The sequence below is a fragment of the Thalassotalea sp. Sam97 genome (genome assembly GCF_041379765.1).
Taxonomy (GTDB): Bacteria; Pseudomonadota; Gammaproteobacteria; order Enterobacterales; family Alteromonadaceae; genus Thalassotalea_A; species Thalassotalea_A maritima.
The window spans coordinates 104,354-129,511 of the sequence record NZ_CP166919.1 but is presented as its reverse complement, the minus strand read 5'-3'; the positions used below and the strand labels follow the sequence as shown (position 1 = coordinate 129,511).

Annotated in this window: 14 protein-coding genes, 1 tRNA gene and 3 rRNA genes; 9 read left to right on the top strand and 9 right to left on the bottom strand. The window is 41.8% G+C overall.

Annotated features, from left to right (window positions below; translation table 11 throughout):
* Positions 1–2: 2 nt before the first annotated feature.
* Complete coding sequence (locus ACAX20_RS00550; protein WP_371187629.1) at positions 3–1,394, bottom strand: TIGR03013 family XrtA/PEP-CTERM system glycosyltransferase; 1,392 nt, start codon at positions 1,392–1,394, stop codon at positions 3–5.
* A gap of 326 nt (positions 1,395–1,720) precedes the next feature.
* Here ACAX20_RS00550 and ACAX20_RS00545 point away from each other — a divergent pair, with 326 nt between their 5' ends.
* Genes ACAX20_RS00545 through ACAX20_RS00525 form a run of 5 tightly spaced genes read left to right on the top strand, consistent with a single transcriptional unit; the run spans position 1,721 to position 7,475 of the window.
* The gene (locus ACAX20_RS00545; RefSeq protein WP_371187627.1) at positions 1,721–2,296 is read left to right on the top strand and encodes an XrtA/PEP-CTERM system exopolysaccharide export protein; all 576 of its coding nucleotides are present in this window, start codon (positions 1,721–1,723) and stop codon (positions 2,294–2,296) included.
* A gap of 23 nt (positions 2,297–2,319) precedes the next feature.
* Positions 2,320–3,903: an XrtA system polysaccharide chain length determinant gene (locus ACAX20_RS00540; protein ID WP_371187625.1), complete on the top strand. Its 1,584-nt coding sequence runs from the start codon at positions 2,320–2,322 to the stop codon at positions 3,901–3,903.
* Entirely contained in the window at positions 3,903–4,874 is a 972-nt protein-coding gene (locus ACAX20_RS00535; protein ID WP_371187623.1) for an XrtA-associated tyrosine autokinase, read from the top strand. The genes ACAX20_RS00540 and ACAX20_RS00535 overlap by 1 nt, the downstream gene beginning before the upstream one ends.
* A complete protein-coding gene (locus ACAX20_RS00530) occupies positions 4,855–6,459 on the top strand; it encodes a TIGR03016 family PEP-CTERM system-associated outer membrane protein (protein WP_371187621.1) in 1,605 nt (534 codons plus the stop codon). The genes ACAX20_RS00535 and ACAX20_RS00530 overlap by 20 nt, the downstream gene beginning before the upstream one ends.
* 2 nt (positions 6,460–6,461) lie before the next feature.
* On the top strand, positions 6,462–7,475 hold the full coding sequence (locus ACAX20_RS00525; RefSeq protein WP_371187619.1) for an XrtA/PEP-CTERM system-associated ATPase: 1,014 nt from the start codon (positions 6,462–6,464) through the stop codon (positions 7,473–7,475).
* A 147-nt stretch (positions 7,476–7,622) separates the two neighbouring features.
* Here the strand turns inward: ACAX20_RS00525 and prsR are convergent, their stop codons facing one another.
* The 3 genes from prsR to ACAX20_RS00510 are packed head-to-tail and all read right to left on the bottom strand — an operon-like array spanning position 7,623 to position 11,071.
* Positions 7,623–8,990 carry a PEP-CTERM-box response regulator transcription factor gene (gene prsR, locus ACAX20_RS00520; RefSeq protein ID WP_371187617.1) on the bottom strand — a complete coding sequence of 456 codons (1,368 nt, stop codon included), beginning with the start codon at positions 8,988–8,990 and terminating at the stop codon, positions 7,623–7,625.
* A gap of 3 nt (positions 8,991–8,993) precedes the next feature.
* Positions 8,994–9,962, bottom strand: coding sequence for an XrtA/PEP-CTERM system histidine kinase PrsK (gene prsK / locus ACAX20_RS00515; protein WP_371187615.1), 969 nt, complete (start codon positions 9,960–9,962; stop codon positions 8,994–8,996).
* Complete coding sequence (locus ACAX20_RS00510; RefSeq protein ID WP_371187613.1) at positions 9,944–11,071, bottom strand: hypothetical protein; 1,128 nt, start codon at positions 11,069–11,071, stop codon at positions 9,944–9,946. The genes prsK and ACAX20_RS00510 overlap by 19 nt, the downstream gene beginning before the upstream one ends.
* Before the next feature lie 212 nt (positions 11,072–11,283).
* Here ACAX20_RS00510 and ACAX20_RS00505 point away from each other — a divergent pair, with 212 nt between their 5' ends.
* The 3 genes from ACAX20_RS00505 to ACAX20_RS00495 all read left to right on the top strand — a co-directional run bounded on the left by ACAX20_RS00505 (position 11,284) and on the right by ACAX20_RS00495 (position 15,469).
* Positions 11,284–12,684, top strand: coding sequence for a mannose-1-phosphate guanylyltransferase/mannose-6-phosphate isomerase (locus ACAX20_RS00505; protein WP_371187611.1), 1,401 nt, complete (start codon positions 11,284–11,286; stop codon positions 12,682–12,684).
* Positions 12,671–14,068 carry a phosphomannomutase CpsG gene (locus tag ACAX20_RS00500; protein WP_371187609.1) on the top strand — a complete coding sequence of 466 codons (1,398 nt, stop codon included), beginning with the start codon at positions 12,671–12,673 and terminating at the stop codon, positions 14,066–14,068. The genes ACAX20_RS00505 and ACAX20_RS00500 overlap by 14 nt, the downstream gene beginning before the upstream one ends.
* Positions 14,069–14,182: 114 nt before the next feature.
* A complete protein-coding gene (locus tag ACAX20_RS00495) occupies positions 14,183–15,469 on the top strand; it encodes a chondroitinase-B domain-containing protein (protein ID WP_371187608.1) in 1,287 nt (428 codons plus the stop codon).
* A gap of 171 nt (positions 15,470–15,640) precedes the next feature.
* On the opposite strand, the gene rrf is transcribed toward ACAX20_RS00495, so the two are convergent.
* From rrf to ACAX20_RS00470, 5 genes are all read right to left on the bottom strand, one after another.
* Positions 15,641–15,755: ribosomal RNA gene (gene rrf, locus ACAX20_RS00490) — 5S ribosomal RNA — on the bottom strand.
* Between the two features lie 115 nt (positions 15,756–15,870).
* Positions 15,871–18,752 (bottom strand): 23S ribosomal RNA (locus ACAX20_RS00485).
* Positions 18,753–19,118: 366 nt separating this feature from the next.
* Positions 19,119–20,658, bottom strand: a 16S ribosomal RNA gene (locus ACAX20_RS00480).
* Together the 16S, 23S and 5S rRNA genes form the textbook arrangement of a ribosomal RNA operon.
* Before the next feature lie 787 nt (positions 20,659–21,445).
* A tRNA-Arg gene (locus tag ACAX20_RS00475) sits at positions 21,446–21,520 on the bottom strand.
* A 239-nt stretch (positions 21,521–21,759) separates the two neighbouring features.
* Entirely contained in the window at positions 21,760–23,400 is a 1,641-nt protein-coding gene (locus ACAX20_RS00470) for a SulP family inorganic anion transporter (protein ID WP_371187606.1), read from the bottom strand.
* Positions 23,401–23,808: 408 nt separating this feature from the next.
* Between ACAX20_RS00470 and ACAX20_RS00465 the strand changes: the two genes are divergently transcribed.
* A complete protein-coding gene (locus ACAX20_RS00465; protein WP_371187604.1) occupies positions 23,809–25,152 on the top strand; it encodes an MBOAT family protein in 1,344 nt (447 codons plus the stop codon).
* Positions 25,153–25,158: the final 6 nt, after the last annotated feature.

The window sequence follows — 25,158 nt, the reverse complement described above, 5'->3', positions numbered from 1 at the left end:
TGCTATCTCCCTCTGCCGAAAACAACGACTTCCGCGGTTTGTAACAAAATCCGTAAATCCAGTAAAAAGCCACGATGCTTAATGTAGTACAAATCAAATTTAAGCTTTTCTTCAGCATCTTTTTCGCTAGCACCATAGGGGTATTTCAATTGAGCCCAACCCGTTAAGCCGACTTTGACATTATGGCGTTCATCGTAATAAGGAATTTTTTGTTTAAGTTGATCGACAAATTCAGGACGCTCAGGTCGAGGGCCAACAAAACTCATGTCGCCACTGAGCACATTAAAAATTTGTGGCAGTTCATCAATACGATATTTACGCAAAACTCGCCCGACCTTGGTGATCCGACTATCGCCCGCACTAGCCCAACGTGCACCAGCTTTTTCTGCATCTGGACACATTGAGCGAAATTTAACAATATTAAAAATGCGCCCTCGCAAACCAACGCGAGCTTGCCGATAAAAGATGGGAGCCGTTAAACCATCTTCAAATTTAATGGCTATCATAGCCAGTAGTAAGAGAGGCCAAGTAAGCATCAGTAATAGCAACGCCAAAAAAACGTTAAATAAATAATCTAAAGAATTACGCAAGTCATCTTGAGAGCGAAAGCCGGTGGAGTGAATCAACCAGCTGGGATACATTAAGTTAACGGCTATCTGGCCTGTTTCTTTCTCGATGAAATCAAGAATTTCTGTCACCTCAATGCCTCTAACACGGCAATAAAACAATTCATCGATGGGTAAATTATTACGACGCTCATCGCTAGCGATAATAATCTCGTGGATATTATGATCAATTGCGTATTGCAATAACGAATCTGGTTGCACAAGAGCTTCACTTTGGTACGACTCGTCAATTGCATCACCGCGCATAGCGACAAAACCATGCAAGTTAAAGGTTTGTCGATCAACTTTTCGACGCATACGCTGGCGAATAATCCCCGAACGCTTGCCAGCACCCAAAACGAGGACGTTACGCTTGACGAGCGACAACACATTTAGCTTATAAAAAATGATACGGAGGCATGTACAAAGTAAAAAGCTCAGAACACAAAACTGCAACAATTGTGGCTGGGTAATGTCTGTGTTACTCATCAATAACAGTATGATAATCAACAGTGCAAACGCCAGTGCTGAAGCCACGAAAACACGCTGAACAATTCCCCAAAAAGTTTCTCTAATCCGCGACTGATACAAGCCAAGGCTAAAGAACATTAGCTGCAATATCAGTACCGCTATCAACATTTCAAACAAAACGAAAGGAGATTTAAATCCAGGTGATGAAATTGATATGATTTGAGTAACAGCCAACAGACTCAAAACGAGCAAGGCAAAGTCGATGACGATCAACAGCTTTATCGCCCATCGAGTATGGTTATGATAATTTGTTTGCAAAACGTCATTCCTTCCGTTTTGCTTGTAAACAGCATCCAAACACAATTTAAAGCACAAAAAACATTGCCATAAATCGCTTAAAAACTACTAGCTATTACAAGCCTATTGTTGTTGTTAATTTAAGCAAGCTTTGTCTTAATAATAGACGAATAACATCAAAGGCAAATTTTTTTCAGCTTTTTTGTGCAAAAAACGTTCTTTGGTCTAATCTCATAATTGTGATAACAATAATTAATATAGAGATTTACCGCATGTTAAATGGACTAATAAAAACAACAAGATACCGTACAAGGCCAATATTGACACTGATTTCTTTATGCTGTTTGATGTCTTGTTCTGGCACACCAACACTACCCCCTGCAACACTATATTCTGCTAATACAGACACCGCTGATGCATACAACTATCTTATCGGTCCTGGCGATAATTTAAACATATTTGTCTGGCGCAATCCTGAAGTATCAGGTTCGTTTTTAGTGCGACCCGATGGCCGTATAACTACGAGCTTAGTAGAAGATATCAAGGCAGCAGGATTGACTCCAACCCAGCTAGCGCGGCAAATAGAACAGCGTTTGTCTGTATATTTACGAGAGCCTATTGTTACCGTTACTGTCGGAGGGTTTGTTGGCCCTTACAGTGAACAAATTCGAGTTATTGGTGAAGCAGCAGAGCCTCAAGCAATAAACTATCGCCAGTATATGACACTGCTTGATGTAATGATTAGTGTAGGTGGCTTAACCGAATTTGCTGATGGTAATGATGCGACGTTAGTGCGTATTGAAGACGGTATACAGCGAGAATATAGAATATTCATAGAAGACTTGGTCAGAGATGGTGATATCCAAGCCAATGTCGATATCCTTCCCGGCGATATCATCGTCATTCCTGAAGCATGGTTTTAATAAAAATATAAGCTGGTTCACTTATGCAAGAACAATTTCTGATTATTAAAGAGCTATTACTGAGTATCTGGCATAAAAAACATTATGCCATTATTAGTAGTTGGCTAATTTGCCCCTTAGCATGGTTAGCTATTTCTTCTATGCCCGATCAATATGAATCCGAGGCTCGAGTTTATGTTGATACGCAATCGTTAATTCGTCCTTTGATGCGCGGGTTGATGGTAGAGACTGATCCAAACACTCAAGTAAACTTGATTGTAAAAACCTTGCTTAGTCGGCCTAACCTTGAACGTATTGCGCGAATGACTGACTTAGATATTCAAGCAGAAACTGAAGAAGACTACGAAAGAATCATTAATAACCTCCGATCCGATATCAAGTTCTCTGCCGCCGGCAGAGAAAATATCTTCACGATTGCGATAACGGAAAAAGAACCCGAACTTGCAAAAAACATTGTCCAATCGGCACTTACTGTATTTATTGAAAACACCCTTGGTGAAACACGACAAGATACTGATAGTGCTCATAAATTTCTTGATGAGCAAATTGAAGATTATGAGAAGCGCCTTCTTGAATCAGAGACAAGGTTGAAGAATTTCAAACAACAATACAGTGGTTTTTTGGAAGGGGACACCGTTAATTTTCGCCAAGCCCTCGCAGCTGAAAAAGCACGTCTGAAGGAAGCCGAACTCGCTTTACGTGAAGCTCAAACTCGGTTGGATTCGGCACAGGCACAGTTAGTGGGTGAAGAGCCTGTATTTGGATTATATTCAGGAAATTCTGGTGCCAATAGCTTTACCACCGAATATGATTCTCGTTTAATTGCTTTACAGCAACGAATTGATGAAATGCTACTGCTCTACACTGAAAGACACCCTGATATAAAAGAATTAAAGCGACGCTACGATGATCTTAACGCATTGCGAGAAGAAGAGATTGAACGCTATATTGAGGTGCAAAAAAACAACCCGCAAGCGGTAACGAATCTCAATGAAAACCCTGTTTATCAGGATATGAAGATTCAAGCCAATAATTTACAAAATGAAGTCGCATCACTAAAAGTGCGTGTCAATGATTATCGCCAGCGAGTACAAGGACTTGAGACAAATATTCTCGCAATCCCAGAAATTGACGCCAAACTGACTGCACTTAATCGCGGTTATGACATTACCAAAGCTCGATATGAGGAGTTACTTGAACGCAAAGAGACAGCAATGCTGGCGCAAGAGGCAGAAAGAACAACCGAAAAAATACAATTTCGAGTCATTGACCCTCCCAAATTGCCTCTAGAGCCAAGTGGTCCATATCGAGTGCTATACTTTATTGCTTCCTTCATTGTTGCGCTCGCCGCGGGCTTTGGGATTGCTTTTTTACAGATACAAATAAATCCTACTGTGATATCTAGCAATCAGTTAACCAGAACCACAAAACTGCCCGTCTTTGGCGTAATATCTGCGACTGAAAATCTGAATATCATGACCAAATATAAACGCCAAAACAGGTTATTTATAGTCTCGACTAGTGTTTTATTCGCAATACTCGTGTTGTTTATTATTTATTTCCAAGTACCAGATTTAATTCAACCTCATGTAAAAAGGTTTTTCTAATGTCGACCATTCAAAAAGCATTACAAAAAAAAATCGATGAGCAAGCTTTGATTAACGAAGAGCCACATAAGGATGTTACGCCTAGTGAGGTAACAGCTGATCTTGAACCAGTAACTAAACAAGCTATTGATGATATCTCAACGACAGCACCATCACCGTTAGCTAATGACAAAGACACATCAAGAGCTAATGATGTAATCAAGCTTTGCCATAAACGAATGATAAACAATCATTTTCTTACACCGTTTAAGCTTGAGCAAGCAAACAATGAGGAAGAAGCCGAACTTAGAAAAGAGCAATCATTATTGCGAGGGGAGTTCAAACAAATCAAGCGTAAACTCATTAACAACGCATTCGGGGCGATGGCAAGAACATTACACAACTCTAACTTAGTAATGATAACTTCATCTCAAGCAAACGAAGGCAAGACATTTATCTCAATTAATCTTGCGGTTAGCGTCGCCCTAGAGCAAGACAAAACCGTACTACTAATAGATGCAGACGTATTAAAACCAAGTATTCCCAAGACTCTTGGCTTTGAAAATCGTCCAGGGTTAATTGATTACCTACTAGGAGATGTAGACGATATAGCCGATATTATTTATCCCACCAATGTCGATAATTTTCGTATTATTCCTTCAGGCCGGTATCACTATTTAGCAAATGAGCTATTGGCAAGTGAAAAAATGGCGGCACTTTGTACTCAACTATCACAACGCTATAGTGACCGCCTGGTTGTGTTCGATACCCCACCTCTTTTAGGTATTAATGAAACAGCAATTCTTGGCCAATTGATGGGGCAAGCCTTGATTGTTGTCGAAGAAAACCGCTCAAGCATTCATGAAATTCAAAAAGCCAACGAGCTATTACCCGATAGCTTAGCAAAAGGCACTGTCATGAATAAAGCGATCCACTCACATAAGGATAACTACGGCTACTACGGTTATGGCTATGGCTACGGCACCAAATAATAAAAACAAATATGCCTCAGCAGGCGCATTAATCAGCCTGCTGATGATGCCTAACATTAGTTATGGACAAGGTTTGCAGCTAGCACCTAAACTCACTGCAGAGATTGTATATTCGGATAATGTCCAATTAACGACAGAGCAGGAGACAGAGTCCCTAGTGACTTTGGTCACACCTGGAATAATGATTGGCTATCAAGGGCGGGACATCTCTTTAGAAGGAGGTTATGAGCACATTCGCGCTTTCTATAGCCATAACCACGACCTTGATAGCGGTTTCAATAGCGCAGATATCAATGCACAAATCAAACTCGCTAATACAGGGTTTAATTTATTCGGCTCTCACCAAATAGGCAATATAAGTGCTTCGAATTCTCGTAATGCTCTTGCAGATATAGTGAGTGGCGATACAGTTGAATCTACAAATAGCAGCTATGGTTTGAGCTACGCTACAGAATCAAGTGCCTTTGGCATTACTGGTCAAATAGCGTTTACTAACACAGGCTATAAAGATAATTTATCGGAGCGAAAAGGCTATAATGCCACACTTAGTGGTAACAGCGGCGTCGCTAGTCGAACAATCTTTTGGCGATTGAACGGACTTTATAACGATTATGAAAACGATACATTAACGGGTCGATTTTACAATATCGAGGCCCAACTTGGTTTGATCAGTAATTATCACATTAACCCATTTGTACGCTATTACGATGAAGATACCAGTGGCAATATCAATAATAATACAATTGTTGGTAATCGCTCTTTGGGAGCTGGGCTCAGTTGGCGAGTAGGCAAGTTAATCGATGTTGAACTTGCTTATAATTGGGTACAACAAAATAACCAACTAGATGAGGGGCAGCAGGCGGATGATCATGTTAGCGCTTATGTAAGCTGGCAACCATCACCTAGAACCAAATTGATAGCCAGCTACTATAAGCGTTTTTTTGGAGATGCTTATCAGGGATCATTTTCACATCGTCATAAACGCCTAACCGTCTCATTAGCCTATGATGAAACGCTAGATGCTTTCGATAGGCTCGAATACGTCGAAGGTGACCTTATCAATGTTTGGTGCCTAACTGCTGATCCTAGCAACATAGAACAATGTCTATTTGAACCTTCTGATAACGAAGATCTCAGTAATTACTACTTAGCGACTAGCTATAGAGAATTGATTGCCGATGAAAACAAAAGCTTCACTCTAAACAAAGCGTTAACTATGAGTTTGGACTTCAATGGTAGACGCAATTCATACCAACTCAATGTGAACCACACTCGTCGTAACAATTTAGATTCCAATAATGAAGATGAGTATCAATCAGCCTCTTTTCGTATTAATAGAGCGCTTAATAGACATAATACATTAGAACTTTCAACATCATACAACCGTATCACCTTTGGTGGTGATACCAATAATACCGATATCCGCCAACAAGACCATTATCGAATTTACAGACTTGCGTGGCAGCAACAACTAAGTCAAAAAGTTTCCACACAATATAGCGCACAGCATGTCAATCGTGATTCGAGTAGCATTTATAACTACGAAGAAAATCGCTTGTCCGTGCAATTTGAAAAGTTATTTTAATTATGTACGAAAAATTTTATCAGTTAACCGAGAAACCGTTTCAGCTAAGTCCTGATCCTAAATTCTTTTTTGGTTCAAAAGAACATAGCCAAGCTATGGCGTATTTAAAGTATGGCTTGCAACAAGGTGAAGGCTTTATCGTTATTACCGGTCACATAGGCACTGGCAAAACCATGCTCGCGCGCAGTATATTGGCCGATATTAATAGCGAAGACATTATCGCCATACAGATTGTTAGCTCAAACTTATCACCGCTAGACTTGCTCATTATTATTGCCGAACAATTTCACCTGAGTGTAGATAAAAGCAATAAAGCTGGCATTTTACACGCCATTGAAAGTTTTCTGTTAAAACTCCACTCCGTTGGTAAACGTGCCTTATTGCTTGTCGATGAAGCACAGAACTTACCTATGGAAACCATAGAAGAGTTGCGCATGCTTTCTAATTTTCAACAAGATAACAAACCTCTATTGCAAAGCTTTTTACTTGGTCAAGTCGAGCTTAAACAACAACTACAGCACCCGAACATGGAGCAATTTCGGCAACGAATTATTGCCTCTTACCACTTAAAACCATTGACTATGGATGAGCTGGAAGAGTATATCCATCACCGTTTGAATCGAGCTGGAGGTGCACAAGAAAGGCTCATAAGTGATGATTGCTTACCTGTATTGCATCACAAGAGTGGCGGCATTCCTCGCAAAGTTAACTTGTTAATGGACCGAGTTTTACTATATGGCTATTTAAATGATATCAAACTGTTTAAGGCGACTGATATCGAGAATGTCCTTAACGAATTTGCTTTAGAACTTGGTCCGCTAACTAATGACAATGCAACCTTGCCTGCAAATGATAATACTATATTGCCAACTCAGTTATTAGAAGATGCCAATAGTATTAATATTAGCCTCAAAGATATTGATGAATACTTACAGTTAAACATCAACAAAAAGCTCAAGTTAAATCGTTATCTGGATAAAGTTATCGAACAGAAGCGCCACCTAAAAAACACGTGATTTTTACAACCCAAACTTAAACCCAATTAGCTCGGCATGCTAACTAAGGTGACGATTAGAGGCTATCCTACGATAGCGAAAAGGGTACGTTACCATTTTCGCTGAGGACGTTTATAGTTTTGTATCCCTCACTTGTATTAGTTCAGACTAAATCTGACACTTTTCGCTCACTAATTCAGGTAATTGTAAGTCATACTTATCGACTAAGCCATATAACGTTGGTCGAGTAATACCAAGTAGCTCTGCGGTTTTACTCATGTTACCTTTAGCAAGAATATGGGCTTGCTTAATAGCTTTTGACTCTGCTCGTTCCCTCACAGTGCGTAAATTCAATTGCAATCCAGTCGCATCAGGTACCGCTAGACCCAAATCATACTCACTCACTAAACTGGTTTGCGCCATAATGACCGCTGACTTTACTTTGTTCTGTAATTCTCGAATGTTTCCAGGCCATTGGTAGCCTTTCAGAGCATCAATCGCATTGTCACTAAAACCTTTTACCTTGGTATTATATTCACGAGCATTTTGCAGTAAGAAAAACTGCGCCAGTAACACAACATCTAACTCTCGCTCTCTCAGAGGTTTTAGCTTTAACTCAATCTCGCTAATACGATAGTACAGATCTTCTCGAAACACTTTTTCGGAAACTAAGGTAGCTAAATTCTGATTAGTTGCGCATACCACTCTTACATCCACATCAATCTCCTGACGACCACCCACTCGTTCGATAACCCGTTCTTGCAAAAAGCGCAACAATTTTGCCTGCAGCAACATTGGCATATCACCGATTTCATCGAGGAATAGTGTACCTTTTTGTGCTAATTCAATTTTACCTTTGGTGGTTTTATGAGCGCCAGTGAATGCTCCTTTTTCAAAGCCAAATAGCTCACTTTCTAACAAGTTTTCAGGAATCGATGCACAGTTAATCGCTACAAAATTTTTGCCAGCGCGATCACTTTGCTGATGAATAGCTCGTGCAGCAACCTCTTTACCAGTACCACTTTCACCGAGAATCAATGCACTGATTTGTGTCGGAGCAATACGAGCAATAACACTACGTAAGCTTTCCATCGCTTCGCTACTGCCAATCATATTATTACTTCCCCCTGCCAAGCGGCTGATTTCATTCTTTTCAGCTTCAATATTGGCTAAATAAAATGCCCGACTAACAATCACATTAATTAGCTCATTATCGACAGGTTTTTGGAAGTAGTCATAAGCACCGCGAGTTATCGCCTCTATTGGCACTTGTCGGTCATCATTACCTGTAATAACAATGACCTTACACAATGGCATTAAGCTGATGATTTCCTGCAATGCAAGTAGCCCTTCGCTGGCATTCGATGCATCAGGTGGTAGGCCCATATCAAGCAAGACCACTTTAGGTTCATGCAGTCTTACCATATTGATGGCTTGTTGTCGGTTATCGGCAAACAAGCAATGATAATCGGCTAAACTCCATTTTATTTGCTTCTGTATCCCCTTATCGTCATCAACGATTAATAAGTTTTCCATTGCTTAATTACCTCTGTTGTTATCATTATTTTCAACTGGCAAATACATAGTAAAGCGCGTGCCTTTGCCCTCTTCACTCTCGACATCCATAAAGCCGCCCATATCAAGACAAAATTGCCTTGCTTCGAACGCTCCTATTCCCATGCCAGCATTGCCTTTGGTAGTCTTAAATGGCGCAAACAAGTGCTGTTCAATAAAGTCTTTCGACATACCGCAACCATTGTCTTCTACGGTAATAGATAGTTTATCTTGTAACTTATCGCCAATAATCTTAACAAGGACATCAGAATCTTTTCGCTTTGCTTGAAAAGCATTATCAATCACATGCGCTAACACATTGCTAAATTGCTCTTTATTCGCCGAAAGACGTAAATCAGGTGGGCAATCTTTTTCTAGCTGTGTTTTGTGCCAACCTCGACCATTAGCTATTTCATCAATAACTTCGCTAATATTAATGTCCGAATTTTTATTTGGCTGTTGCCAGGCTGACTGATTACTCAATTGTTCGATGACTTTGCTCAGCCTTTTCGTTGCCTCTTCGACGGTAGTGAAAGCATCATCAACAAATTGAGGGTTCGTTCGATGAAAGTGAGCATTTTGCGTTATCAGTGCCATCTGCGCTTGCACATTTTTTAAATCATGGAGTAAAAAAGCCGACATGCGGTTATATGCTGCCAATTGTTCAGTTTCAATAATCTGACTTTTGAACGTTTTCATGAAAATAAAATTTGCTAGCTGCCGTGCAACAGCAAATAAATAATCCCGATCTTCCCAATCAAGACTTACGCGCTGTGCTCCAAGCTGTAACACGAATGCACCATATAGTTTATGCTGTTGATACAAAGGTACGATAACATCAACACCACTTGCTCGCAGTGCCAACGCATCAATCGTTAACGAGCGATAGCGTTGCGGATATCGTTGATATTCACGTACATCAACAATCCATTGCTTTACTTGGCAAAATTGCAAAATTGCAAAATTGCCTTTAATTGTTGCTCTGCATCTGCCGATAGCATGAAATCTTTGCTACCACGAGACTTAAGCATATTGAATGCACAACGCTCAACCAATACCCCCTGTTGCGCATCAATAGAAGACGCCATAACATTAACGGCAACAGTGAAAACATCATCGTCCTCTGCCGCTTCGATTGCATCAGTAACCTTAAGCCACTCTTCTCTATATTCATACTTGTTAGTAAAGAAATGTTTCGAGATAAAAACTCTCGCTTTTCTTCTAAACGTGTCAGTGAGTAATAAGGTAGCTAAAATCAGACCGCCAATTAGTAAAAACATAACGCTTAAAAATTCGCTCCACTGACCACCAATCAATTGAATCACATAACCTGTAGCGGCTAACAACAACAGATAGCAACCAGCTATCATTAATAGTGAACTCACGAACACCACTTCTCGAGATACAAATAAATTACTACTCAAATGCTTGATACGCTTACTCGCTAAGAGTAGAAAAGGCAGACAGATGCAAAGCACATAACCACGGCTATACCAAAGGTTAAAGTCTAGCTGCTTAACAAGTAAGGCTTGCGAATACAAAACGAAATCAAAAATAAGCTGTGTAGCAAATGCAATCACTAAAGGCCAAAGTGACCAACGAAGCTTTTGATCAGCCATGCGGTATAACTGCTCAACCCCAATTAGTGGTACCAAGTTGGCAACAAGTAATAGTGCAAATACCCAATATGCAGAGACCATACCGATAAATAGCATCCACACCACCATAGACAAAGCCAGCATCGCAGATAAACAGTAGACAAAACTACGAGTCTTAAGTAGCTCCATATAGTTAGAGATATTAAATTTTATGGCGAGTAACAAGGAAGAAATGAGCAGATGTTTTATCGGTTCAACAAGCAACACCAAAGAAAGGCTGTACGAGTAATGAAGTTGCCCCAGAGCCATAATGCTGGCGATAATGATCGCCGCAACCGTTAACATTAATAATTTAGTGGCAAACGTAGCCTGACGAGCCACGCACAATAGCACTAAAAAAATAAGATAGGTTATAGAGCTTAACAAGTAGCCTGCTTGGCCAATCGCATCTCCTATTGCATCCATAGTATCGCTAATTTTTTGTTATTTTAATTAAGCTTAGACGAAAAATATAAATATGGCTTTCATTTACAAGTAAAATCTACCATATCAACAAGTTACACTAAGAAAAAACAGGCACGCTATAGCAAAAAAATAACACTAGTGATGCATCAAATATTCGTCTTCTTAAAATTTTCGACTAAATTTAATGTAATAGTAATAACAAGAATGAAACTATGATCACTCCAGTAATACTTGCAGGCGGAAACGGCACCAGACTTTGGCCATTATCAAGAGCCTTATACCCCAAACAATTTCTTAAAATTAATAGTGAATACTCGTTGATCCAACAAACCGTAAATCGTTTAGAGCAATTACCAATTGAACAACCTCTAGTCGTCTGCAATGAAGAACACCGCTTCATTGTTGCTGAGCAACTAAGAGCTATCGATAAACTCGGTCCAATACTACTGGAGCCGGAAGGCAAAAATACGGCCCCGGCTGTGGCATTAGCGGCATTACATGCTTTGGAACAAAATGACGATGCCATTTTATTAGTATTAAGTGCAGATCATGTTATTCAAGAAACCGATATATTTTGTCAGACGATAGAGCAAGCCCTACCTATGGCTCGTCACAACAACATGGTCACTTTTGGCGTCGTTCCAACCAAGCCAGAAACAGGTTATGGCTATATTCAAAAAGGTGCTCCACTCGACAATGGTTTTAAAGTGAATCAATTTGTTGAAAAGCCAGACCTTGAAACCGCGACAGCTTATATAGAAAGTGGTGATTATTTATGGAACAGTGGTATGTTTTTGTTTTCTGCGAAAACATATTTAGAAGAGCTTGCTAAGTTCAATCCGAATATACTCAGCCAGTGTAAAAAAGCTTTAAGCCGTAAATCTAGTGACATGAATTTTACACGTATCGATGCCTCCGAGTTTCATTTATGTCCTGCTGACTCAATCGACTATGCTGTTTTTGAACACACCACTCGCGGAGTCGTTTTACCATTAGCAGCTAATTGGAGTGATGTAGGCAACTTTGCTGCATTATGGGAAATTGGTGAGAAAGATGAACATGATAATGTTACACGAGGAGACGTCGTGTGCCACCAATCGAATGATAATTTAGTCCTAGCCGAAAACTCATTAGTAACCACTGTCGGTATTAATAATGCCATAGTTGTACAGACCAAGGATGCTGTGCTCGTAGCCAAGAAAGATAAAGTACAACATGTTAAGGCCATCGTTGAGCACCTTAAACAAAACGAACGTACTGAAGTACAACTACCACGACAAGTATATCGCCCGTGGGGAAGTTACGATGGTGTAGACTACGGAGAACGCTATCAAGTAAAACATATTGTCGTCAACCCAGGTGAAAAGCTTTCTATTCAAATGCACCACCACCGCGCTGAACATTGGGTAGTCGTATCAGGCAGTGCCAAGGTAACCAATGGCGATAAAACATTCTTGCTTAGTGAGAACGAATCAACATTTATACCGGTAGGTGTTGTCCATGCCTTAGAAAATCCTGGCAAAATTCCTGTCCACATCATTGAAGTACAAACGGGCAGTTATCTTGGAGAAGACGACATCGTTCGTTTTGAGGACCGCTATGGACGCAATTAATCCACTGTCGTGCTTTAAAGCTTATGATATCCGCGGCAAAGTTGGAGCTCAGATTGATGAGCGTATAGCTTATTACATCGGTTGTGCATTCGCCGATGAAATACGCTGCAAAGAAATCGTCATTGGTGCTGATAACAGACTATCCTCTGAATCATTAAAGCAAGCCCTTATCGCGGGTTTTATCGACTCCGGTGTTGATGTCATAGATATAGGCCTTACAGGAACAGAAGAAGTCTACTTTGCAACGTCATATTTTAATTGTGATGGTGGGATACAAATTACCGCTAGCCATAACCCCAAAGACTACAACGGTATGAAGCTAGTTAAAACGCATAGTATTCCGATTTCCAATGATAACCACTTACTAGCAATAAAAGATAAAGTCGAAGACTATTTACTAAACGACAAAAATTCTACAACGAGTAAAAAAGGCCACTGTCGCAGCATAAATTGTAAAGCTGCCTATGCCCAGAAAATGCTAAGTTTTATCGACCCTACAAAACTAAAACCGCTGCGTATCGTTGTAAACAGTGGTAATGGTGTCGCAGGACATGCAATTGATGAAATTGAAGCACAATTACAGCAAATAAATTACGCAATAGACTTCATTAAAATCAACCACCAACCAGATGGTAATTTCCCTAATGGCATCCCTAACCCTTTATTACCGGAAGGGCGACAACAAACTTCAGAAGCAGTCATCGAACACAGTGCAGACTTTGGCATAGCTTTCGATGGTGATTTTGACCGCTGTTTTTTATTTGATGAACAAGGTCAGTTTATCGATGGCTATTATTTGGTGGGATTATTGGCAAAATCATTTTTAACTAAAGCTAACAAACCAGAAAAAGTCATTCACGATCCGCGTGTTTACTGGAATACTGAGGAAGTCGTTAAAGCGTCAGGAGGGATCGCAGTAAAGAGTAAAACGGGGCACGCGTTTATCAAACAACGGATGCGTGATGAAAATGCCATTTACGGTGGTGAAATGAGTGCTCACCATTACTTCCGTGATTTCAATTATTGTGATTCAGGGATGATTACTTGGCTATTAATAGCAGAACTTATCAGCCAAAAAGACGTACCATTGTCGAGTTATATTACGAAAATGCAGCATCGCTACCCAATTTCGGGAGAGATTAATATGACCGTTAGTGATAGCGATGCTGTTATAAAAAAAGTAAAAAAACACTACCAAGCACTCGCAGAATATATTGATTTGACCGATGGTTTATCAATGAGCTTCATAGATTGGCGCTTTAATCTTCGAAGCTCAAATACTGAGCCTGTTTTGCGCCTAAATGTCGAGACCAAAAAAAACAGAAAACTATTAGCAAAACAAGTTACCAGATTAACGGCTTTAATAAAAAATAACATGCAGTAGTCGCAATTGGCAGATGTTTAATACAGGAATACCCCCTTATTCATAATAACTTATCTGAATACACAAAGTGCATTATCAGAAGAAATTTATAACTTAACTTTTTAAATAAACGATATGTTGAAAATGATAATAAAAAGTTTCATTGCCCTATTCATGTTAGCGTTAGCCAGCATAGGTGTATCATTCCTATTATTTCCCAGCCACCTAATAGCTATAAAAAGTAGTTTTAGCCAACACCTAAGTAGTGCCTATATCGCTTTAAAAGGTGCATATCTTGACAAGGATACGCTACCCAAAAATCATACACCTTTAACGGAAGGTAACAATAACATCAACATCAACATCAAGCGTAACGGCACTCCAGGTGTAGGATCATATCTACCATATGGTAACTTCATACCCCAAAAGGAAATCTATGTTACGGATGAAACTGCATTGCTAAAAGCACTCAAAAATGCGCCACCGGGTAGCGATATAGTTCTCGCATCGGGCAAGTATCAGATCAAGGAAAGGAGTATTGCGCTTGGCAACCACGGCATCAAAGAACAACCTATCCGCCTTAGAGCAGAAGCTGTGGGTAGTGTCGTATTAGAACTGAACAGTTACGAAGGATTTTATATCAACAAAGCATTTTGGATATTTGAAGATTTAATCTTCAAAGGTATGTGCGCAACAGATAGCGCTTGTGAGCATGCAATGCATATCGTTGGTGATGCCGATAATCTAATCATACAGAATAATGAGTTCATTAATTTTAATTCACACATAAAAAGTAATGGTTGGGTTAACCACAGAACCCGCACCAAAGCATTTCCTGATAGCGTAACCGTTAACCACAATACATTTATAAACGAATGGCGCCGCGATACAGGATCCGCTATAACGCCACTTGATATTATTGGCGGTAACGATTGGCTAATTAAGCAAAACTTTATCGCTGATTTTTCAAAAGCTGCAGGAAATCAAATATCGTACGCAGCATTTCTAAAAGGCGGGGGCGAAAATGGCGTATTTGAAGATAATTTGGTTTCTTGTGAATGGAAAGTGCCACATCAGTCACCAAATGATGTAAGAGTCGGACTATCTTTCGGCGGTGGTGGAACAGGGAAACAATATTGCCAAACTGAAGAATGTGATGTTGAGCATTACAATGGTAAAATGCTGAAAAATACGATAGTTAATTGCCCCAATGACGTTGGTATTTACCTAAACAAAGCCCTAGATAGCCTTCTGGTTGAAAATGTTGTTTTCAACTCGGTTGGCATTGATGTACGCTTTCCTGAAACTCGGGTTACTGCAACAGGCAATGTCCTTGATGGCCGCCTTAAAACACGAAATGGAGCAAAGATTTTAAAAGATGACACTGTGGTAATCTCTATCAAAGAGGAAAAGCAACTTTAGGTCAAAAATTTCATTTCAGCCATATAGCAAGAAAGCATAGGGATAAGCCATATGGATGTGGTGAATATCGAAAATGCATAGATGCGATCTTTCGATAACTACGACGTAGGCCGAGCCAATACCTTAAACGAAAAAAGCCCGTTCAAAGGAACGGGCTTTTCAGAATTGGAAGCCTGGCGATGACCTACTCTCACATGGGAACTCCCACACTACCATCGGCGCTACTTCGTTTCACTTCTGAGTTCGGCATGGGTTCAGGTGGTTCCAAAGTGCTATTGTCGCCAGACAAAAAACTTTTATAAATTCGGAAATCTGATATTTAACTTTTTTCTTTCAATATGAATGCTTGAACTTTTTTATGTCAGACCATATACACCTGAGGAAAACCTCTTGGGTGTTGTATGGTTAAGCCTCACGGGCAATTAGTACAGGTTAGCTCAACGCCTCACAACGCTTACACACCCTGCCTATCAACGTCGTAGTCTCCGACGACCCTTTAGGGGACTTAAAGTCCCAGTGAGAACTCATCTCAAAGCCTGCTTCCCGCTTAGATGCTTTCAGCGGTTATCAGTTCCGAACATAGCTACCCGGCAATGCCACTGGCGTGACAACCGGAACACCAGAGGTTCGTCCACTCCGGTCCTCTCGTACTAGGAGCAGCCCTCTTCAATTCTCAAACGCCCACGGCAGATAGGGACCGAACTGTCTCACGACGTTCTAAACCCAGCTCGCGTACCACTTTAAATGGCGAACAGCCATACCCTTGGGACCGACTTCAGCCCCAGGATGTGATGAGCCGACATCGAGGTGCCAAACACCGCCGTCGATATGAACTCTTGGGCGGTATCAGCCTGTTATCCCCGGAGTACCTTTTATCCGTTGAGCGATGGCCCTTCCATACAGAACCACCGGATCACTATGACCTACTTTCGTACCTGCTCGACGTGTCTGTCTCGCAGTTAAGCTGGCTTATGCCATTGCACTAACCGTACGATGTCCGACCGTACTTAGCCAACCTTCGTGCTCCTCCGTTACGCTTTGGGAGGAGACCGCCCCAGTCAAACTACCCACCAGACAGTGTCCCCAGCCAAGATTATTGGCCCAGGTTAGAACATCACGCATACAAGGGTGGTATTTCAAGATTGGCTCCACGAATACTGGCGTACTCGCTTCAAAGCCTCCCACCTATCCTACACATGTAGGAGCAATGTTCACTGTCAAGCTATAGTAAAGGTTCACGGGGTCTTTCCGTCTAGCCGCGGGTATACGGCATCTTAACCGCAAATTCAATTTCACTGAGTCTCGGGTGGAGACAGTGTGGCCATGATTACGCCATTCGTGCAGGTCGGAACTTACCCGACAAGGAATTTCGCTACCTTAGGACCGTTATAGTTACGGCCGCCGTTTACCGGGGCTTCGATCATGAGCTTCGCTTGCGCTAACCCAATCAATTAACCTTCCGGCACCGGGCAGGCGTCACACCGTATACGTCATCTTTCGATTTTGCACAGTGCTGTGTTTTTAATAAACAGTTCCAGCCACCTGGTTACTTCGACCGACCGGTGCTTACTCCGCAAGGGATTCACACTAGCCGGCGTACCTTCTCCCGAAGTTACGGTACTATTTTGCCTAGTTCCTTCACCCGAGTTCTCTCAAGCGCCTTAGTATTCTCTACCTAACCACCTGTGTCGGTTTGGGGTACGGTTCCTTATAATCTGATGCTTAGAAGCTTTTCCTGGAAGTATGGCATCAACAACTTCAACTCCGTAGAGTCTCGTCTCGTATCTCAGCCTTAAGAGTCCGGATTTGCCTAAACTCTCAGCCTACATACTTTCACATGGACAACCAACGCCATGCTTGCCTAGCCTGCTCCGTCCCTCCTTCGCAATTATAAGAAGTACAGAAATATTAATCTGTTTCCCATCGACTACGCGTTTCCGCCTCGCCTTAGGGGCCGACTTACCCTGCCCTGATTAACATGGGACAGGAAACCTTGGTCTTTCGGCGTGGGGGTTTTTCACCCCCATTATCGTTACTCATGTCAGCATTCGCACTTCTGATACCTCCAGCATGCTTTACAACACACCTTCAACGGCTTACAGAACGCTCCCCTACCACTTGAACCTAAGTTCAAATCCGCAGCTTCGGTGCTATGTTTAGCCCCGTTACATCTTCCGCGCAGACCGACTCGACTAGTGAGCTATTACGCTTTCTTTAAAGGATGGCTGCTTCTAAGCCAACCTCCTAGCTGTCTGGGCCTTTCCACATCGTTTCCCACTTAACATAGACTTTGGGACCTTAGCTGGCGGTCTGGGTTGTTTCCCTTTCCACGACGGACGTTAGCACCCGCCGTGTGTCTCCCGGATATCACTCACTGGTATTCGGAGTTTGCAAAGGGTTGGTAAGTCGGGATGACCCCCTAGCCTTAACAGTGCTCTACCCCCAGTGGTGTTCGTCCGAGGCTCTACCTAAATAGATTTCGGGGAGAACCAGCTATCTCCCGGCTTGATTAGCCTTTCACTCCGACCCACAGGTCATCACCGCATTTTTCAACATACGTGTGTTCGGTCCTCCAGTTGATGTTACTCAACCTTCAACCTGCCCATGGGTAGATCGCCGGGTTTCGGGTCTACACCTTGCAACTAAACGCGCAGTTAACACTCGCTTTCGCTACGGCTCCCCTAATCGGTTAACCTTGCTACAAAATGTAAGTCGCTGACCCATTATACAAAAGGTACGCAGTCACCCGAAGGCTTCCACTGCTTGTACGTATGCGGTTTCAGGTTCTATTTCACTCCCCTCACAGGGGTTCTTTTCGCCTTTCCCTCACGGTACTGGTTCACTATCGGTCAGTTAGGAGTATTTAGCCTTGGAGGATGGTCCCCCCATATTCAAACAGAATTTCACGTGTTCCGTCCTACTCGATTTCACGGTAAGGTTATTTTCGTGTACGGGACTATCACCCTGTATCGTCAAGCTTTCCAGCTTATTCCACTAATTCACAAACCGCTTAAGGGCTAATTCCCGTTCGCTCGCCGCTACTAAGGAAATCTCGGTTGATTTCTTTTCCTCGGGGTACTTAGATGTTTCAGTTCTCCCGGTTCGCCTCGTTAAGCTATGTATTCACTTAACGATACCTGCCTTATGACAGGTGGGTTTCCCCATTCGGAAATCTGTGCTTATAACGCCTTTTATCGGCTCAACACAGCTTATCGCAGATTAACACGTCCTTCATCGCCTCTAACTGCCAAGGCATCCACCACATACGCTTAGTCACTTAACCATACAACCCCAAAAAGTTTCGAGTAGCTTGGTGACAAAACCAAGCTCAAATGTATGTCTGACATGTTCACGCATTCATAAATGAATGTTCCAAACACGGATGTTTGGATGTCGAATTGTACATGGAAGTACTAAATTCGACCTTGAAAGAAATTGATTTTAAAAATCAATTTTGAAGAATTTCTTCTTCGTTTTGGTATTTCACATATTAATGAAGAACTACGCGACATAGTCTTCTATGAAATACCGGGTTTAATATCAGCTTTCCAAATTTTTAAAGAGCATCATGTCTAAATCTAAGACTTAGGCATGCGAATGTTATCATTCAATTTGTGTGAACACTCGACAAGGAATGTTTTACTTAAGGTAAGGAGGTGATCCAACCCCAGGTTCCCCTAGGGTTACCTTGTTACGACTTCACCCCAGTCATGAATCACAAAGTGGTAACCGTCCTCCCGAAGGTTAAACTAGCTACTTCTTTTGCAACCCACTCCCATGGTGTGACGGGCGGTGTGTACAAGGCCCGGGAACGTATTCACCGTGGCATTCTGATCCACGATTACTAGCGATTCCGACTTCATGGAGTCGAGTTGCAGACTCCAATCCGGACTACGACGGACTTTCTGGGATTCGCTCCACCTCGCGGTCTTGCTGCCCTCTGTATCCGCCATTGTAGCACGTGTGTAGCCCATCCCGTAAGGGCCATGATGACTTGACGTCGTCCCCACCTTCCTCCGGTTTATCACCGGCAGTCTCCTTAGAGTTCCCGCCCAAAGCGCTGGCAAATAAGGATAGGGGTTGCGCTCGTTGCGGGACTTAACCCAACATTTCACAACACGAGCTGACGACAGCCATGCAGCACCTGTCTCAGAGTTCCCGAAGGCACCAAACTATCTCTAGTAAGTTCTCTGGATGTCAAGGGATGGTAAGGTTCTTCGCGTTGCATCGAATTAAACCACATGCTCCACCGCTTGTGCGGGCCCCCGTCAATTCATTTGAGTTTTAACCTTGCGGCCGTACTCCCCAGGCGGTCAACTTAGCGCGTTAGCTACGCTACCCACGGATCAAGTCCACAGACAGCTAGTTGACATCGTTTACGGCGTGGACTACCAGGGTATCTAATCCTGTTTGCTCCCCACGCTTTCGTGCCTCAGCGTCAGTATTTGTCCAGGTGGCCGCCTTCGCCACTGATGTTCCTTCCAATCTCTACGCATTTCACCGCTACACTGGAAATTCCACCACCCTCTACAATACTCTAGACAGCCAGTTCGAAATGCAGTTCCAAGGTTGAGCCCTGGGCTTTCACATCTCGCTTAACAATCCGCCTACGCACGCTTTACGCCCAGTAATTCCGATTAACGCTCGCACCCTCCGTATTACCGCGGCTGCTGGCACGGAGTTAGCCGGTGCTTCTTCTGTAGGTAACGTCACAGATAGCCGATATTAGCGACTACCCTTTCCTCCCTACTGAAAGTGCTTTACAACCCGAAGGCCTTCTTCACACACGCGGCATGGCTGCATCAGGCTTTCGCCCATTGTGCAATATTCCCCACTGCTGCCTCCCGTAGGAGTCTGGGCCGTGTCTCAGTCCCAGTGTGGCTGATCATCCTCTCAAACCAGCTAGAGATCGTCGCCATGGTAGGCCATTACCCCACCATCTAGCTAATCTCACTTGGGCTAATCTAAAGGCGAAAGGTCCGAAGATCCCCTCCTTTGGTCCGTAGACATTATGCGGTATTAGCAGTCGTTTCCAACTGTTGTCCCCCACCTAAAGGCATATTCCCAAGCATTACTCACCCGTCCGCCGCTCGACGCCTTCTAGTAAACTAGAATCGTTTCCGCTCGACTTGCATGTGTTAAGCCTGCCGCCAGCGTTCAATCTGAGCCATGATCAAACTCTTCAATTAAAAATTAAATCGTGATTCCGAAGAATCTGCTCAATGAATTACGCTTGTTGGTATTGCTACCAACTTGACATATGTCGTTTTGCGTGTCACTCATCAAGCTATGTCTTAAAGACAATATGGTAAAACCATTTTCTTGTGAGTGCTCACACAAATTGCATGATAACTATTTGTTAAAGAATTGAAGTAATAATCGCATTCGTTATCACTTGAACCTCATCGGCGTTTGCCGTTGAAGTGGATGCGCATTTTACGCATCTCAGTTTCGATGTCAACACTTTTTAAAAATTAATTTTCAAAAGTTTTTGTTGGCCGTTAAGGCTCATATTGAACAACTTAACTTATCAAAACACCCCGTTGGCCTTTGCCGTCGAAGTGGAAGCGCATTTTAGGGATTTTTGTGAAGACGTCAACACCTTTTTTTGAAAAAAATCATTTTCACGTTCAAGCGTTCAAAAAACGCACAACCAAGAGCTTTATTACCTTTAAAGCCGTAAGTAATGACTTATTTGCGGTTGTTTCCGCTACAACAGGAAGATGCTTATTAATTTATCAAATTGTCTTTTAGTGAGTATTGACGAGCAGTTATACCAAGTAAAGTATGTCTAATATCTGCGAAATACTGGAGCAAGGGCTCGAACTAAGTGATTAATACGTTTTTACATCCAATGTATGCTATAGGTTAGCTTGTAAATAATCGACTAGCCGACGCAATGAGCCTTTTGGGTCGACACGACATTACTTACAATTTCACGAGATATATAGGGGATAAGGTTGTATAAGAAAAGAATGGCGCTCCCGACAGGAATCGAACCTGTAACCTAGACTCCGGAGGTCCATGTGATATCCATTTCACCACGGGAGCTTACCAATTGTTTTGAATTCTATTAGATTGCTATTTTATTTGCTAGCGTAAATTAATAAGATCGCGCATTCAGGCTTGTAGCTGCGTAAATTATCAACACGTCGGTATCCACAGCTGTAATTATTACTGATGTAGCTATATTGCTTATCTTGTATTAATGAGTAGCACTCTATGGTTGCTTTTTTAAGAGAGTATGCGATTAGCCTAATTGTTAAATCATCGGCTAATCGCACAGTGTGTTACTGCTCGCTAATATCATTTAACCAAGCAAAGGCATCAGCTCGTGAAGAGAACTGATGTGAATCGGGAACTAAATCTAGTATCCCTAATTTCGCTAACTTTGAGCTAATACCATTACTACGACGCACTAAGAGCAACTCAACATTATGCTCTTTAGTTTCGGCAATCGCATTTTCTAATGTCAAAGCGATCGTATCGTCGATAAATGAGACATCTGATATGTCCATAACAACATAACTATAATCTGGTAGCACACGGTGCTGTCGGGACATTGCTCGAGATAAGCCAAACATCATTGGTCCACTTAAGTAAACCAGTAATAATTTACCAGAGAACTTATTAAATACCGCTTGTTCACTTTCAGATAGTGTTAGCTCATCATCGGTTGTGGTAATGGTTTTAATACGACTTTGCTGTGCGGCACTTAAACGCTCAATAGTGACAATATTGGCGATAAACAAACCAATACCAACGGCAACAATCAAGTCAACAAAAATGGTAATAATCAAGACTAAGTACATGATCATCGCAGTGTGGCCGGAAACCTTATGGGCTCGTTTAATAAAACTCCAATCAAGAATATCCAAGCCCACTTTCAATGCTATCGCTGCTAGCACTGCAACAGGAATTAATGATAATAAATCTGTTAGCAAGAATACCGCTAACGCTAAAATCAGCGCACGGAACACACCCGATAAGATTGTGCGACCACCTGTTTGGATATTTACCACGGTCCCCATAGTAGCACCAGCACCAGGTAAACCGCCGAATAATCCAGATACCAAGTTACCAATCCCCTGACCAGTTAACTCTTTGTCTGAATCGTGATCTTCTTTCGTTAAATTATCGGCAATTAATGAGGTTAACATAGAATCGATGCACCCTAACGTTCCAAGAATGAGTGCATCAACAAGCATGTCGTCAATAAGAAACAAGTCGATGGTTGGCCACTGTAGCTCTGGTAAGCCAATATTAATAGCACCGACACGCTGTATTTGATCTTCACCAAACAATAAATAAGCAATCACAGTAAGTGCTACGAGCGCAATTAACTGCGGTGGTACTTTTTTCTTAACATGCTTGGGAGTGAAAAATAAGATGGCTAGAGCGAGTATTGATAGAGCTAATTCAGAGAATGAAATGGACGATAAGATTTGCGGTAAATGAAGAACGGTTCCCATTACCCCTGGTTCTGGTGCGGTCGTTCCCAACAGCGGGGCAAGCTGAATGAGAATTAATATACACCCGATCCCCGACATAAACCCTGATACAACACTATACGGCATCATAGTGATGTATCGACCCAACTTCAGCTTGGCCAATATGATTTGGAATACACCTGCCAGCATCACGACAGTGAAAGCCATTGCTAAACCATTTTCGGGGTTCTCTGCTAACATGTTAGCTATCACCACGGTAAAGACAACAGTCATTGGACCTGTTGGTTCTGATATTAACGTTTTCGTCCCACCGAACAAAGACGCAAACAAACCAACGAGAATAGCACCATAAACACCTGCTGCAGCACCGGCACCACTGGCGACACCGAATGCTAGTGCTAAAGGCAATGAGATCACCGCAGCGGATAAACCGCCAAATAAATCTCCCCTAAGATTATTAAAACTAAGCTTATTCAACATGTTGTTATCATCTGGTTAGTGATTTGTTATAATTCTATTTTGTTTTGGCCCCTTTTAACGAGCCTCGCCATTATAAGTTTTTTCAACGTTAATAGCATGTTTTATTAACCGTTTTACAGCTGATCGTACCTCCCACCCCAAGTAGGAGCCATAGCAAAAGAGTCCTCGTCAGTATTCCCTGCTGTTAACATCTATTCCATTGAAGTGAGTTTGTCGAAATTTAACCTTAACCCACCATAAATTTGCAATACCATCATTGGTGTACATACTTACTTTAAATGTGCTCATACTAAAAAAAATACAGTGCTATTTAATTCGTATATATTCATCTTTGCGTTTTTACCTGTCGCTTATTTCTTGTTTCGTTTTCTGTTACGGAACAATGCGACGTGGGCTATATACGGCCTCGTGATTTGCTCATTATTTTTTTATGGCTACTGGCGGATCGAATACCTCGCCCTAATAATCCTGTCAATATGCATAAATTTTGCTTTAGGCAATTATCTGTTATCCCAAGTCTTATATAGAAAGATCATAGCGACTCTAGGTATAGCCCTAAATTTATTTGTTATTTTGCTGTTTAAGTACGCCAATTTCACTGTTGAGCAAGTTAACATTTTTCTCGAGCAACCTATTCACCTTGAACAAATTTTCTTACCTTTAGCAATTTCATTTTTTACATTCCAACAGATTGCTTATTTAGTTGAGTGCTATCGATACAACACACCAAAGCATACCTTTGCACAATACATGCTATTTGTGACGTTTTTCCCGCAGCTTATCGCTGGCCCAATTGTGCAATTTAAGGATATTCATCCACAGATCACTTCGCTCTCGACAACGAATACAAGCGCGATTAATTTGGCTACCGGAATTTGCCTTTTTTCAATTGGTTTGTTTAAAAAAACGGTCATTGCAGATAGCCTCGCTCCCTATGCAAATATGGTTTTTGATAATCCAGATACAACAATCACTCTGCTTAGCGCATGGCAAGGTACTTTAGCCTACACGTTTCAGTTATATTTTGACTTTTCAGGATACTCAGACATGGCGATAGGCTTAGGCTATATGTTTGGTTTCACTCTGCCTGTCAATTTTAACTCGCCGTATAAGGCTCGCAATATCTCTGATTTTTGGCGACGATGGCATATCACCCTTTCTTCATTTTTAAGGGACTACCTATATATCCCGTTAGGAGGCAACAAGTTTGGTCAAGTAAAACGCTATCGGAATTTATTGATTACAATGCTTTTGGGAGGCTTGTGGCACGGTGCTGGCTGGAACTTTATCCTATGGGGTGGACTACACGGCCTATATTTGTCTATTCATCATTTTTGGCGTTCATTCATCGAGCGAACTTTCCCTGCTCTTTTCAAAGTCCGCGTGTATCGAACAGCTAGCCTAATTGTTACATTTATTGTTGTCTGTATTGCTTGGGTTTTCTTCCGAAGCCATGACCTTAACACTGCAACATCAATTTTAATGGGCATGTTTGGCGCTAACGGTGTTGCGATACCAAATGCTATCTATGTACGGCTACCACTTAATGAACTGATACAGTCAATGGGCATCACAACCTATCTTGGCGGTGGTAGCAACTTTGTAAAAGCCTGGGGGCTAATTATTATTGCAACGATAATCGCTATTGGGGCTCCGAATAGCAACCAAATCATCGCCAAATTAACGTCACAAACAGCTCATGGAAGCTACCTACTTGATTTTAGGATTGGCGCACTATCTTCGATGCATTGACATTTG

Bases quoted from the DNA above. Each gene is read 5' to 3' on its own strand.
- ACAX20_RS00510 (WP_371187613.1), bottom strand. From the start codon at position 11,071: ATGGATGCAATAGGAGATGCGATTGGCCAAGCAGGCTACTTGTTAAGC.
- ACAX20_RS00540 (WP_371187625.1), top strand. From the start codon at position 2,320: ATGCAAGAACAATTTCTGATTATTAAAGAGCTATTACTGAGTATCTGG.
- ACAX20_RS00470 (WP_371187606.1), bottom strand. From the start codon at position 23,400: ATGTTGAATAAGCTTAGTTTTAATAATCTTAGGGGAGATTTATTTGGC.
- ACAX20_RS00495 (WP_371187608.1), top strand. From the start codon at position 14,183: ATGTTGAAAATGATAATAAAAAGTTTCATTGCCCTATTCATGTTAGCG.
- ACAX20_RS00545 (WP_371187627.1), top strand. From the start codon at position 1,721: ATGTCTTGTTCTGGCACACCAACACTACCCCCTGCAACACTATATTCT.
- ACAX20_RS00525 (WP_371187619.1), top strand. From the start codon at position 6,462: ATGTACGAAAAATTTTATCAGTTAACCGAGAAACCGTTTCAGCTAAGT.
- ACAX20_RS00500 (WP_371187609.1), top strand. From the start codon at position 12,671: ATGGACGCAATTAATCCACTGTCGTGCTTTAAAGCTTATGATATCCGC.
- ACAX20_RS00505 (WP_371187611.1), top strand. From the start codon at position 11,284: ATGATCACTCCAGTAATACTTGCAGGCGGAAACGGCACCAGACTTTGG.
- ACAX20_RS00535 (WP_371187623.1), top strand. From the start codon at position 3,903: ATGTCGACCATTCAAAAAGCATTACAAAAAAAAATCGATGAGCAAGCT.
- prsR (WP_371187617.1), bottom strand. From the start codon at position 8,990: ATGGAAAACTTATTAATCGTTGATGACGATAAGGGGATACAGAAGCAA.
- ACAX20_RS00530 (WP_371187621.1), top strand. From the start codon at position 4,855: ATGGCTACGGCACCAAATAATAAAAACAAATATGCCTCAGCAGGCGCA.